The 13,661-nt window shown below is 69.0% G+C and carries 5 protein-coding genes, 1 tRNA gene and 1 rRNA gene; 6 read left to right on the top strand and 1 reads right to left on the bottom strand.

What is annotated here, in order from left to right:
- The 3 genes from rrf to ABZ845_RS30000 all read left to right on the top strand — a co-directional run.
- Nucleotides 1-93, top strand: a 5S ribosomal RNA gene (gene rrf / locus ABZ845_RS30010); the annotation flags it as partial.
- A gap of 112 nt (nt 94-205) precedes the next feature.
- Entirely contained in the window at nt 206-868 is a 663-nt protein-coding gene (locus ABZ845_RS30005) for a DegT/DnrJ/EryC1/StrS family aminotransferase (RefSeq protein ID WP_360985996.1), read from the top strand.
- Nucleotides 869-952: 84 nt separating this feature from the next.
- A tRNA-Thr gene (locus ABZ845_RS30000) sits at nt 953-1,028 on the top strand.
- 74 nt (nt 1,029-1,102) lie between these two features.
- Here the strand turns inward: ABZ845_RS30000 and ABZ845_RS29995 are convergent.
- Nucleotides 1,103-3,850 carry a SpoIIE family protein phosphatase gene (locus tag ABZ845_RS29995; RefSeq protein ID WP_360985993.1) on the bottom strand — a complete coding sequence of 916 codons (2,748 nt, stop codon included), beginning with the start codon at nt 3,848-3,850 and terminating at the stop codon, nt 1,103-1,105.
- Between the two features lie 373 nt (nt 3,851-4,223).
- On the opposite strand from ABZ845_RS29995, the gene ABZ845_RS29990 reads away from it, so the two are divergent.
- The 3 genes from ABZ845_RS29990 (at nt 4,224) to ABZ845_RS29980 (ending at nt 13,550) form a co-directional block, all read left to right on the top strand.
- The gene (locus tag ABZ845_RS29990; protein WP_360985990.1) at nt 4,224-9,689 is read left to right on the top strand and encodes a HAMP domain-containing protein; all 5,466 of its coding nucleotides are present in this window, start codon (nt 4,224-4,226) and stop codon (nt 9,687-9,689) included.
- Nucleotides 9,690-9,966: 277 nt separating this feature from the next.
- Nucleotides 9,967-10,650, top strand: coding sequence for a response regulator (locus ABZ845_RS29985; protein WP_360985987.1), 684 nt, complete (start codon nt 9,967-9,969; stop codon nt 10,648-10,650).
- A gap of 197 nt (nt 10,651-10,847) precedes the next feature.
- Nucleotides 10,848-13,550, top strand: coding sequence for a DNA translocase FtsK (locus tag ABZ845_RS29980; protein ID WP_360985984.1), 2,703 nt, complete (start codon nt 10,848-10,850; stop codon nt 13,548-13,550).
- Nucleotides 13,551-13,661: the final 111 nt, after the last annotated feature.

Below are 13,661 nucleotides of genomic sequence, written 5' to 3'. Positions count from 1 at the left end.
ACGCCCGGTTACATACCGAACCCGGAAGCTAAGCCTCACAGCGCCGATGGTACTGCAGGGGGGACCCTGTGGGAGAGTAGGACGCCGCCGAACAATTATTCAGAGCTGGTCCCCGAACTTCGGTTCGGGGACCAGCTCTTTTGTGTTGAGCGTCACTTTGCGTTCACTTTGCCGGACGAGCATCCCGGCCATGGGTACTGCTGGAATGCTCAAGGCCGCGGGCGTCGGCATCGGTGACGAGGTCATCGTGCCCGCCTTCGGGAACATCGAGGTTGCCGAGGCCGTCACCCTGACCGGCGCGATGCCGGTCTTCGCCGACATAGACCCGGCGACGTACTGCCTCGATCCGGCGGCTGTGGAGGCCGCCGTGGGTCCGGGGACCGTCGCGATCGTCGTCGTCCACCGCTTCGGCCGGCCGGCCGACATCGCGGGGCTCCATGAGATCGGGCAGCGGCACGATCTTCTGGTGCTGGAACAGGGCGAGTCCGAGACGCCGTACGCCGAGGTGGCGCAGCGCCGTGAGCGCGCCGCCTACCTCGACCGGCGGCTGCGGGGGGTTCGTACGCCCGAGGGCGGCGGCGGACACACCTATCAGCAGTACGTGGTGCGGGTACCGGGTAACGGCCGGCCGGACCGTGATGCGTTCGCACGGGCGGTGAGGGCCAGGGGAGTCGAGTGCCGGGTCCCGGTCAAGACGCCTGTGCATCGGATGCCGGGTTTCAGGCGCGATGTGTTCCTGCCCGAGACCGAGCGCGCCGCCGACGAGACGCTTTCCCTGCCGGTGGATGCTGCGCTGACGAGGCGTGAGATGAACAGGATTGTCTCCGCCTGCAATGCGCTGGGCGGACTGCTCCAGCCTGCCTTTTGAACCGGACCTCGTGGTTGGGAGCACACTCCAGTTCGGGGTATGATCTACTCCGTTGCCGCGAGGGATACCTCGAAAAGGTGACAGGCCCCTATAGCTCAGTCGGCAGAGCGTCTCCATGGTAAGGAGAAGGTCAACGGTTCGATTCCGTTTGGGGGCTCCATGCAAAAAGGCCTCGCCCTGATGGGCGAGGCCTTTTCTGTTCAATCCCTGGGAAGGATCGGCCCTTCGGGCGGCTCAGTCCTTGAGAAGGCCCGGCACGCGCATCGCGAGAATGGCCATGTCGTCGGACGGAGCGTCGGAAGCGAAGCGTTCGACCGCACGCATGATGCGGGCCGCCACGGCGCCCGCCGTGAGGCCCGTACACGTCGTCAGGACGTCCGCGAGGCCGTCGTCTCCCAACATGCGCGTGCCCTCGCGGCGTTCGGTGACCCCGTCCGTGACGCACAGCAGCACGTCGCCCGGGTCGAGTGTCACCGTCTGCTCGTACAGCTCCAGGTCCTCCATCACGCCGAGGAGCGGCTGCGGTTCCGCCGCCGGCTCCACCGTGCCGTCCTGGCGGAGCCGGAGCGGGAGCGGATGGCCGGCGCAGACCACCTTCAGGACCGCGCTGCCGTCCTCCTGCGGCCACAACTCGCCGTAGAGGAGCGTGAGGAAGCGACTGCGCGCTCCCTCGTCGAGGATGGCGGAGTTGAGGCGTTCCAGGACCGCCGGGCCGCCGAAGCCCTCCCGGGCCAGCAGACGCAGGGCGTGGCGGGCCAGGCCCGTGACCGCCGCGGCCTCGGGACCCGTACCGCAGACGTCGCCGATGGCGAAGCCGTACGCTCCGTCGCGGATCGGGAAGAGGTCGTAGAAGTCGCCGCCGACCTCGTTGCCCTCACCGGCCGCCCGGTAGATGACGTCGACCTCGACGCCCTCGACCATGGGGAGTTCCGGGGGGAGCAGGCTGCGCTGGAGGGACTGGCTGATGGCCGTGCGCTCCGAGTACAGCCGCGCGTTGTCCAGGGCCAGAGCGGCCCGTCGGCTCAAGTCCTCGGCCAGTTCGAGGATTTCCTGGCGGAAGTGCTCGTCCGTCGGTTTGCCCAGGGTGAGCATGCCGATCACGCGGTTGCGGGCCACGAGCGGGAGTACGACGGTCTCGCCGCCGACGGCCGACGCGGTCGCCAGTGTCGTGCCGATACCGGAGCTGAGGGCCGGGGGCTCGCCCAGGCCGAGGCTGCGCATGGAGGTGCGCAGAGCGGCGCGGTGTGCCGCCTCCGCGGGCTGTGTCCAGACGCGGGCGCCCGGTGTGGGGATCGGTTCCGGCGGGGGGATCTTCGACAGGAGCGCCTTGAGGCCGTCGATGCGTTCCTCGTCCTCGTGCAGGACGTACGAGAGGTACGGTTCGGAGGCCTGGTCCGCGATGGTGTACACGGCGCACCAGGTCGCGAGGGTCGGGATCGTCATCTGGGCCATGAGCGCCAGTGTCTGGTCGCGGTCCAGGGTGCCCGCGAGGAGGTCGGACGCCTCGACCAGGAAGCTCAGCGAGCCGCGGCGCAGCCGCTCCAGCTCGCCCAGGCGGGCCGACTCAACGGCGAGGGCGATACGGTCCGCGGCGAACTGGAGGCGCAGCGCCTCCTCGTTGGAGTAGCGGGTGGGCGCTTCGGCGGCGACGCCGAGGGAGCCGGTGAGGCGGCCCTCCACCTTCAGCGGGACCGTCACGACCGAGCGCATGCCCGTGCCGGACAGCAGGGGCACCGCGCCGGGTACGGCCGAGAGGTCGTCGTGGACGGCGGGCATGCGGGCCGAGCCGTAGCGGCCGGGGCCGGCCTCGACCGGGACACGGGCGAAGCGCTGGCGGGCGGAGGGCAGGCCGGTGGAGGCGCGTACCTCCAGTTCCGTCTCGTCGTCGGTGGCCAGGAGCAGGAAGGCCGCGTCACCGTCGAGCATGTCCCGGGCGCGTTCCACCGTGCGTTGGAGCAGGCCGTCGAGATCGTCGGGGGCGGGGGAGCCGATGAAGACCTCGAAGGGGTCGGCCGCCTGGCCCTCCTGGGCCGTGGCCGTGTCGGCGGACCCCGTGCGCAGGGGGGTCTGCAGGACGGCGCGCTCATGGTCGCGTACGAGCAGGCACACCGTGGACGGTTCGCCCGCCGTGTCCCGTACGCGCAGGTGAGAGGCGTAGACGGGGGACACGCGGCCGTCGGCGCAGCGGATGCCGTAGCTGCCCTCCCAGCGGGACAGCCGGAGGGCCTCGGCGATGCCGGTGCCCGTGCCCGGGGTCTGGGGCCAGGCCGCGAGGTCGGTGAGCGGCTTGCCGGTGACCTGGTCGGCGGCGTATCCGAAGAGTTCCTCGGCGTCCTCGTTCCAGGCGGAGACGGAGGCGTTGCGGTCGATCTGGATGACCGCCACGCGCACGCGTCCGTCGGCGAGGGGGAGGAGCTCGGCGGGCAGGGCCGGGCCCGCGGCACGGGTGCCCACGGGGCGCTCGGGGAGATCGAGCTGGAACCAGACCCGCTTGTGCGTGGGCGTGTACTCGACGCCCCAGTGGCCGGCCAGGGCGGCGCAGAGCTGGAGGCCGCGCCCGCCCTCGCGGTCGGGGCTGCCCATGCTGACGGCGCTCGTCTGTACCGGGACTTCGCGTTCCGGATAGTGGTCGGCGACCTCGATGCGTACGCCGTCGTCGCTGCGCAGGCACAGGACGTCAGCGGCGGTGCCCGCGTGGACGACCGCGTTGGTGACCAGTTCGCTGGTGAGGACCACGGCGTCGTCGATGATGTCGGCGAAGCCCCACCCCTGGAGCGTGTCCCGCACGAAGGACCGGGCCGTTGCGACCGATCGTCCGACGGGCTCGAAGCTGGCTGCCGCGCGCGCGGTGATCACAGCACTCCTCGTCCGGTTCTCGACGTGCGGGGCCCCCTGGCCGACCCGCTCCTGCCGAGGCAGTTGCCGGTCTTCTTCGTGCCGGGGATCCTGGGGTGGTCCCCCGGGACGCAGTCCGGTGGTCATGGTGCGGTGCCCCTCCGATGCCTGCCCGCTCGTGCTCGTGCCACCGCCCACGCCCGACCGGTGCGGCTGGACAGCCGCATGCAAGGTTACTTACCTTCGCCGTCCATGCGGGTGCCGGTCGCGGGTGTTTACGTCCACAGGGTGTGCGGAGCGTGTGCGAAGCTGCCGAACTGTTATGGCCGGGTTCGGGCATGGTGAAACACTGGGCAGGCTCACAGTGGAAGAACAGCCGGGCAGAGTGTCGTCCATCACGCCGGGCGGGAGCACGCGCGTGTCGTCCGCTCGGCCGGGCAGCACTACGCATGAGTAACAGGTACGTGGAGCAGTACCTCTGAGCACAGCAGTGACGGTCGACCCCTGCGGGAGGGACACAGTGGAGTCTGGCGCAGCGACGCGGGCAACAAAGACGCGCGCGAAAGGCGGACAGTCCCTGAGCAACCAGCGCAAGTCGCGAGGCACCACCGCGGTGGACACGGCGGCCCTGAACCGGCTGCTGGCGGCTCTGGAGTCGATGCGGGACGGGAACTTCCGCAAGCGGCTGACGGTCTCCGGTGACGGAGTGATGGCGGAGATCGCCGCGGTCTTCAACGAGGTCGCGGACCGGAATCTGCATCTGACCGGGGAGCTGGCGCGGGTGCGCCGCATGGTCGGGCGCGAGGGGAAGCTCACGGAGCGGCTGGAGGCGGGGGCGTGCGAGGGCTCCTGGGCTGCCGCCATCGACGCCTCGAACGCTCTCGTCGACGATCTCGTGCACCCCGTCTCCGAGGTCAGCCGGGTGCTGTCGGCGGTGGCGGAGGGCGATCTGTCGCCGCGGATGGAGCTGCGGACGCAGGGCCAGGACGAGACGGGGCATCCGCTGCGCGGGGAGTTCCTGAAGGTCGGGCGCACGGTCAACAACCTCGTCGACCAGCTGTCGACTTTCACTGACGAGGTCACGCGTGTGGCCAGCGAGGTGGGCACGCTGGGCAAGCTGGGCGGTCAGGCCAGGGTGCGCGGTATGTCGGGTTCGTGGAAGGACCTCACGGATTCGGTCAATACGATGGCGTACCGGCTGACCGCGCAGGTGCGCGACATCGCGCTGGTGACCACGGCGGTCGCCAAGGGTGACCTGTCCCGGAAGGTCACGGTTCATGTCGCCGGCGAGATGCTGGAGCTGAAGGAAACCGTCAACACGATGGTGGACCAGCTGTCCTCCTTCTCGTCCGAGGTGACCCGGGTCGCCCGCGAGGTGGGCACTGAGGGCGAGCTGGGCGGCCAGGCGCAGGTTCCGGGCGTGGCGGGGGTGTGGAAGGACCTCACCGATTCGGTGAACCTGATGGCGGGCAACCTGACCGCCCAGGTGCGCGGGATCGCGCAGGTGACGACCGCGGTCGCCAACGGTGACCTGTCGCAGAAGGTCACCGTGTCGGCACGTGGCGAGGTCGCGCAGCTCGCCGAGACGATCAACCAGATGACCGAGACGCTGCGCACCTTCGCCGACGAGGTCACCCGGGTGGCCAACGAGGTGGGTGCCGAGGGAAGGCTCGGCGGTCAGGCGAACGTGCCGGGCGCGGCGGGAACGTGGAAGGACCTCACCGATTCGGTGAACACGGTCTTCCGCAACCTGACGACCCAGGTGCGGGACATCGCGGCCGTGACGACGGCGGTGGCCAGCGGTGATCTGTCGCAGAAGGTCACGGTCGATGTCGCCGGCGAGATGCTGGAGCTGAAGAACACCGTCAACGGGATGGTGGACCAGCTCTCCGCCTTCGGCGCCGAGGTCACCAGGGTCGCGCGGGAGATCGGCGTGGAGGGTGAGCTGGGCGGACAGGCGCAGGTGACGGGCGCGGCCGGAACGTGGAAGGACCTCACGGACTCCGTCAACACGGCGTTCCGCAACCTCACGGGTCAGGTCCGCAACATCGCGCAGGTGACGACGGCGGTGGCCACCGGCGACCTGTCGCAGAAGGTCACCGTGGACGTCTCCGGCGAGATGCTCCAGCTGAAGAACACCGTGAACACGATGGTGGACCAGCTGTCCTCGTTCGCCGACCAGGTCACGCGCATGGCCCGGGACGTGGGCACGGAGGGCCGGCTGGGCGGGCAGGCCGTGGTGCCGGGCGTCAGCGGCACCTGGAAGGAACTCACCGACTCCGTCAACTTCATGGCGGGCAACCTCACCTCGCAGGTGAGGCAGATCGCGCAGGTGACGACGGCGGTGGCCCGTGGTGATCTGTCGCAGAAGATCGACGTGGACGCGCGGGGCGAGATCCTGGAGCTGAAGAACACCATCAACAACCTGGTGGACCAGCTCTCCGCGTTCGCCGAGCAGGTGACGCGGGTGGCGCGTGAGGTGGGTACGGAGGGCCGCCTCGGCGGTCAGGCCCAGGTGCCCGGCGTGGCCGGGGTGTGGCGCGACCTCACGGACTCCGTGAACGGCATGGCCGGCAACCTCACCACCCAGGTGCGCAACATCGCGCAGGTCGCGACGGCGGTGGCCCGTGGTGATCTGTCGCAGAAGATCGACGTGGACGCGCGGGGCGAGATCCTGGAGCTGAAGAACACCATCAACACGATGGTGGACCAGCTGTCCAACTTCGCCGAGCAGGTGACGCGGGTGGCGCGTGAGGTGGGCACCGAGGGCATCCTCGGCGGCCAGGCCGAGGTGCAGGGGGTCTCGGGCACCTGGAAGGACCTCACGCAGTCCGTGAACTTCATGGCGAACAACCTGACCATCCAGGTGCGCAACATCGCCGAGGTCACGACGGCGGTCGCCAAGGGCGACCTGTCCAAGAAGATCACCGTCGACGCCAAGGGCGAGATCCTCGAACTGGTCACGACCGTCAACACGATGGTGGACCAGCTCTCGTCCTTCGCGGAGCAGGTGACACGTGTGGCCCGTGAGGTGGGCACCGAGGGCATCCTCGGCGGCCAGGCGCATGTCGCCGGTGTCACGGGCATCTGGAAGGACCTCAGCGACAACGTCAACCTGATGGCCAACAACCTGACCATGCAGGTGCGGAACATCTCCCAGGTGGCGGCGGCCGTCGCCAACGGCGATCTGACGCGGACGGTGACGATCGAGGCGCGCGGCGAGGTCGCGCAGCTCGCCGACACGTTCAACACGATGGTGAAGACGCTGAGTTCATTCGCCGATCAGGTCACCAAGGTGGCCCGCGAGGTGGGTACGGACGGCATCCTCGGCGGTCAGGCGCACGTACCGGGTGTGGCGGGCACGTGGAAGGACCTCACCGAGTCCGTGAACCAGATGGCGTCCAACCTGACCGGCCAGGTCCGCAACATCGCCATGGTCACCACGGCCATCGCCAAGGGTGACCTGACCAAGAAGATCGACATCGACGCGCGCGGTGAGATCCTGGAGCTGAAGACCACCATCAACACGATGGTGGACCAGCTGTCCTCCTTCGCCGAGGAGGTCACCAGGGTGGCCCGTGAGGTGGGCACCGAGGGTCAGCTCGGCGGCCAGGCGCGGGTCCGGGACGTCGACGGCACCTGGCGCGATCTGACCGAGTCGGTGAACGAGATGGCCGGGAACCTGACCCGTCAGGTGCGTGCCATCGCGCGCGTGGCGACCGCCGTGACCCGCGGTGACCTCAACCTGAAGATCGACGTGGACGCCTCCGGCGAGATCCAGGAGCTTCAGGACTACATCAACAAGATGATCGCCAACCTGCGCGACACCACGATCGCCAACAAGGAGCAGGACTGGCTCAAGGGCAACCTGGCCCGGATCTCCGCCCTGATGCAGGGCCGCCGTGACCTCGAGGACGTGGCCTCGCTGATCATGAGCGAGCTGACGCCGGTGGTGTCCGCGCAGCACGGCGCGTTCTTCCTGGCGATGTCGCTCGTGGACGGGAAGGATCCGGCCGCCGAGAACGACGACCAGTACGAGCTGCGCATGCTGGGGTCGTACGGCTACTCGATGGGCTCCATGCCGACGTCGTTCAAGCCGGGCGAGGCCCTGATCGGGACGGCGGCGCAGGAGCGGCGCACGATCCTGGTGGAGGACGCCCCCAGCGGCTATCTGAAGATTTCGTCCGGGCTCGGGGAGGCGCCTCCCGCGCAGGTGATCGTGCTGCCGGTGCTGTTCGAGGGCAAGGTGCTGGGCGTCATCGAACTGGCCTCCTTCACACGGTTCACGCAGATCCAGAGGGACTTCCTCAGCCAGATCGCCGAGATGATCGCGACCAGCGTCAACACCATCTCGGTGAACACGAAGACCGAGGTGCTGCTGAAGCAGTCTCAGGAGCTGACCGAGCAACTGAGGGAACGGTCCGCCGAGCTGGAGAACCGGCAGAGGGCCCTTCAGGCGTCCAACGCGGAACTGGAGGACAAGGCCGAGCTGCTGGCTCAGCAGAATCGTGACATCGAGGTCAAGAACACCGAGATCGAGGAGGCGCGCCAGGTACTGGAGGAGCGCGCCGAGCAGCTCGCGGTGTCCATGCGCTACAAGAGCGAGTTCCTGGCCAACATGTCCCATGAGCTGCGCACGCCGCTCAACTCCCTGCTGATCCTGGCCAAGCTGCTCGCGGACAACGCCGAGGGGAACCTCTCCCCGAAGCAGGTCGAGTTCGCCGAGACCATCCACGGCGCCGGATCCGACCTGCTCCAGCTGATCAACGACATCCTCGACCTCTCGAAGGTCGAGGCGGGCAAGATGGACGTCTCCCCGACGCGTATCGCGCTCGTCCAGCTCGTCGACTACGTGGAGGCCACCTTCCGGCCGCTGACCGCCGAGAAGGGCCTGGACTTCTCCGTACGGGTGTCGCCCGAGCTGCCCGCCACGCTGCACACCGACGAGCAGCGCCTCCTGCAGGTGCTGCGCAACCTGCTGTCCAACGCGGTGAAGTTCACCGACACGGGAGCGGTGGAGCTGGTCATCAGGCCGGCGGGCGGCGATGTGCCGGTGGCCATCCGGGAGCAGCTCCTGGAGGCCGGTGCGCTGCGGGACCCGGACGCGGACCTCATCGCCTTCTCGGTGGCCGACACGGGCATCGGTATCGCGGCCAGCAAGATGCGGGTGATCTTCGAGGCGTTCAAGCAGGCGGACGGCACCACGAGCCGCAAGTACGGCGGTACGGGGCTGGGCCTGTCCATCTCGCGGGAGATCGCCCGGCTGCTCGGCGGCGAGATCCACGCCCAGAGCGAGCCCGGGCGCGGCTCGACGTTCACCCTGTATTTGCCGCTGCACCCGAGCGAACTGCCGCCGCAGGGCTACGCGCAGCTCGCGCCCGCGCTGGAGGCCGACGAGCTGCTGGCGTCGGAGGCCCAGCCCGCCGCGCCGGACATCGAGACGCCCGCCGAGGTGAAGTCGTACCAGGAGACCCAGAACGGCCCGGCCGCGCTCTTCCGCCGCCGGCGCAGGGCGGTCTCGGCGGGCGCGCCGCGTCACGGCGCGGGACAGGAGCAGCAGTGGTCCGGTGAGCCGCAGGAAGGAGCGCTGCCGGCGCAGGGCGTGCGGTTCGACAGCGAGAAGGTGCTCATCGTCGACGACGACATCCGCAACGTCTTCGCGCTCACCAGCGTCCTGGAGCAGCACGGCCTGTCGGTGCTCTACGCCGAGAACGGGCGCGAGGGCATCGAGGTCCTGGAGCAGCACGACGATGTCGCGGTCGTCCTGATGGACATCATGATGCCGGAGATGGATGGTTATGCCACGACCACGGCGATCAGGCGCATGCCGCAGTTCGCGGGGCTGCCCATCATCGCGCTGACGGCCAAGGCGATGAAGGGCGACCGGGAGAAGGCCATCGAGTCGGGTGCCTCCGACTACGTGACCAAGCCGGTCGACCCCGATCACCTGCTGTCGGTGATGCAGCAGTGGATGCGCGGGCGGTGACGGGAACTCCGAATGTTCACGAAGAGTTGCTGACTGAGTGTGGCCGGGCCCGTGTAGAAGTGCGGTGTACGGGGAACCTTCTGATCCCCTGCCGCGTTTCTGCTACGTGCACAGTGACATCGCGGTGACAGGGTGTGGCGATGGGCGGGGTGCGGCTACGATGACCGGCACAAGGACGGGCGGCGCAAGGGAGTCGTCCCCTGGGGCGGCGCCGGAAGGTGCCGCTCCGAGTCCTGAGGACAGGGGAGGCCCCAAGCCGGGGCGAGGAGGGCGGGCCATGGTGCAGAAGGCCAAGATCCTCCTGGTCGATGACCGGCCGGAGAATCTGCTGGCGCTGGAGGCCATCCTCTCTGCGCTCGATCAGACGCTGGTCAGGGCATCGTCCGGGGAGGAAGCGCTCAAGGCACTGCTGACGGACGATTTCGCGGTCATTCTGCTGGACGTCCAGATGCCAGGAATGGACGGTTTCGAAACCGCCGCGCACATCAAGCGACGGGAGCGGACCAGAGATATTCCGATCATCTTCCTGACCGCCATCAACCACGGTCCGCATCACACGTTCCGGGGATACGCGGCCGGTGCCGTGGACTACATCTCCAAGCCGTTCGACCCGTGGGTGCTGCGCGCGAAGGTCTCGGTGTTCGTCGAGCTCTACATGAAGAACTGCCAGCTGCGTGAGCAGGCCGCCCTGTTGCGGCTCCAGTTGGAGGGCAACGGCAAGTCCGCGGGCGGTGACAGCAAGGAGCCCGCCGGACTTCTCGCCGAGCTGTCCGCGCGGCTGGCCGCGGTCGAGGAGCAGGCCGAGGCTCTGTCCAAGCAGCTGGACGACGAATCGGCGGACGCTGCCGCGGTGGCGACCGCGGCGCATCTCGAACGCAAACTCACGGGTTTGCGCAGGGCGCTTGACGCCCTGGAGCCTGGCACGGGCAGCGGCGCCCCGTCCGTGCCGACGCAAAGCTGACGAGCCGATCCATGGGCTCGCTCCGCGCAACAGGGGAATGAATCCCGGCGCGGGGCGGCCCCGTACGGCATTCGTAGGACCGTGTGTGACGCACCCCTTGAGCCCGCGTCAGTTTCGCGCCCCGCGATAGGCGACACGAACGGGTGAAGCTGCGGGCACGCGTGTGCCTGCTCGCCCGCACCGGTAACCTCGCAGTCATGGCCCCACGTCCCGCAGCCAAGAAGCCGCCCGCGAAGAAGGCGGCTGCTCCGAGGAAGGCTCCGGCGAAGCAGGCCCCCGCGAAAAAGGCCGCGGCGAAGAAGGCACCCGCCAGGAAAGCCCCGGCCAAGAAGCCCGCCCCCGCGCCGGCACCCAACCCGACCGCGGGGGTGTACCGACTCGTACGCGCCCTCTGGTTGGGGCTCGCGCATGCCGTCGGAGCCATGTTCCGCGGCATAGGGCGTGGCGCGAAGGGGCTCGACCCGGCACATCGCAAGGACGGCCTCGCGCTGCTGCTGCTCGGTATCTCCCTGATCGTCGCCGCGGGCACCTGGGCCAATCTGCGCGGACCCGTCGGGGACCTCGTGGAGATGCTGGTGACCGGCGCCTTCGGCCGTCTCGACCTGCTGGTGCCGCTGCTGCTCGGTGCGATCGCCGTGCGCCTGATCCTCCACCCGGAGCGGCCCGAGGCCAACGGCCGTATCGTCATCGGCCTGTCCGCCCTGGTCATCGGCGTGCTCGGTCAGGTGCACATCGCCTGCGGCGAGCCCGCGCGCAGCGACGGCATGCAGGCGATAAGGGACGCGGGCGGGCTCATCGGCTGGGCCACGGCCACCCCGCTGACATACACCATGGGCGCCGCGCTGGCCGTGCCGCTGCTCGTGCTGCTCACGTTCTTCGGCCTGCTCGTCGTCACAGCCACCCCGGTCACCGCGATCCCGCAGCGGCTGCGGCAGCTCGGCCTGAAGCTCGGACTCGTGCACGACCCCGAGAGCGTCATCGCCACCCAGGACGACGAGCGCTACGACGAGCAGTGGCGCGAGGCCCTGCCCCGCGGCACCCGCAGGCGCGAGCGCACCGACGAGCTGTACGACCCGGACGAGGCGGAGCAGCACGCGCTGTCCCGCCGCAGGGGCCGCTCCCGGCGGCCCTCCGTGCAGCCCGCCCTGGGCCGGGAGATGGACGCCGTGGACGTCGCCGCGGCAGCCGCGGCGGCCCTGGACGGCGCCGTGCTGCACGGCATGCCGCCGTCCCCGATCGTCGCCGACCTCACCCAGGGCGTGAGCGCCGCCGACCGGGTGGAGGCCACGCCGACGCCGGTGCCGGCCGCCCGCCCCCAGCTCGAGAAGCTGCCCGCGGACTCCCCGGTGCCCGACCTGACGAAGGCCGCCCCCGAGGAACCCCGTGATCTCCCGCCGCGCGCGGAGCAGCTCCAGCTCTCGGGTGACATCACCTACTCGCTGCCGTCCCTGGACCTGCTTGAGCGCGGCGGCCCCGGCAAGGCGCGCAGCGCCGCGAACGACGCCGTCGTCGCCTCGCTCACCAACGTCTTCACCGAGTTCAAGGTCGACGCCGCCGTCACCGGCTTCACCCGAGGCCCGACGGTCACCCGGTACGAGGTCGAACTGGGACCCGCCGTGAAGGTCGAGCGGATCACCGCGCTCACCAAGAACATCGCGTACGCCGTCGCCAGCCCGGACGTGCGGATCATCAGCCCGATCCCCGGAAAGTCCGCGGTCGGCATCGAGATCCCGAACACCGACCGTGAGATGGTCAATCTCGGCGACGTGCTGCGGCTCGCCGCGGCGGCCGAGGACGACCACCCGATGCTGGTAGCGCTCGGCAAGGACGTCGAGGGCGGCTATGTGATGGCGAACATCGCCAAGATGCCGCACATCCTCGTCGCCGGTGCGACCGGTTCCGGCAAGTCGTCCTGCGTCAACTGCCTGATCACCTCGGTCATGATGCGGGCGACCCCGGAGGACGTGCGCATGGTCCTCGTGGACCCCAAGCGCGTCGAGCTGACCGCCTACGAGGGCATCCCGCACCTGATCACACCGATCATCACCAACCCGAAGCGGGCGGCCGAGGCGCTGCAGTGGGTCGTACGCGAGATGGATCTGCGCTACGACGACCTGGCGGCGTTCGGCTTCCGGCACATCGACGACTTCAACGAGGCCATCAGGAACGGCAAGGTCAAGGCGCCCGAGGGCAGCGAACGCGAACTCCAGCCGTACCCCTATCTGCTGGTGATCGTGGACGAGCTGGCCGACCTGATGATGGTCGCCCCCCGCGACGTCGAGGACGCGATCGTGCGGATCACCCAGCTCGCGCGCGCCGCCGGCATCCACCTGGTGCTCGCCACCCAGCGGCCCTCGGTAGACGTGGTGACCGGCCTGATCAAGGCGAACGTGCCCTCCCGGCTCGCGTTCGCCACCTCCTCGCTCGCCGACTCGCGCGTCATCCTCGACCAGCCCGGCGCGGAGAAGCTGATCGGCAAGGGTGACGGCCTGTTCCTGCCGATGGGTGCGAACAAGCCGACCCGTATGCAGGGCGCCTTCGTGACCGAGGAGGAGGTCTCGGCGATCGTCCGGCACTGCAAGGAGCAGATGACGCCGGTCTTCCGCGAGGACGTCACGGTCGGCTCCAAGCAGAAGAAGGAGATCGACGAGGACATCGGCGACGATCTCGACCTGCTGTGCCAGGCGGCCGAACTGGTGGTCTCCACCCAGTTCGGTTCCACCTCGATGCTCCAGCGGAAGCTGAGGGTCGGCTTTGCGAAGGCAGGACGCCTGATGGACCTCATGGAGTCGCGCAACATCGTCGGCCCCAGTGAGGGATCGAAGGCACGTGACGTTCTTGTGAAACCTGACGAGATGGATGGAGTGCTCGCCCTGATCCGGGGGGAGTCTCAGTCCTAGACCCTGTCCATTGTCGACATAGGGACCGCGCACCGGTCTCGGAGGTCCGACCGTGATCCAGTCGTAAGTGATCCGTGAGCAACCGTTTCCCGCCTACGTACGTCAAGTTGA

The sequence above is a fragment of the Streptomyces sp. NPDC047022 genome (assembly GCF_040644155.1).
Taxonomy (GTDB): Bacteria; Actinomycetota; Actinomycetes; order Streptomycetales; family Streptomycetaceae; genus Streptomyces.
The sequence above is the reverse complement of the archived record's forward strand: the minus strand, read 5'-3'. Positions and strand labels throughout refer to the sequence as shown.

Coding starts and splice junctions, on each gene's coding strand:
- ABZ845_RS29995 (WP_360985993.1), bottom strand. CDS start 3,850: ATGACCACCGGACTGCGTCCCGGGGGACCACCCCAGGATCCCCGGCAC.
- ABZ845_RS29980 (WP_360985984.1), top strand. CDS start 10,848: ATGGCCCCACGTCCCGCAGCCAAGAAGCCGCCCGCGAAGAAGGCGGCT.
- ABZ845_RS29985 (WP_360985987.1), top strand. CDS start 9,967: ATGGTGCAGAAGGCCAAGATCCTCCTGGTCGATGACCGGCCGGAGAAT.
- ABZ845_RS30005 (WP_360985996.1), top strand. CDS start 206: ATGCTCAAGGCCGCGGGCGTCGGCATCGGTGACGAGGTCATCGTGCCC.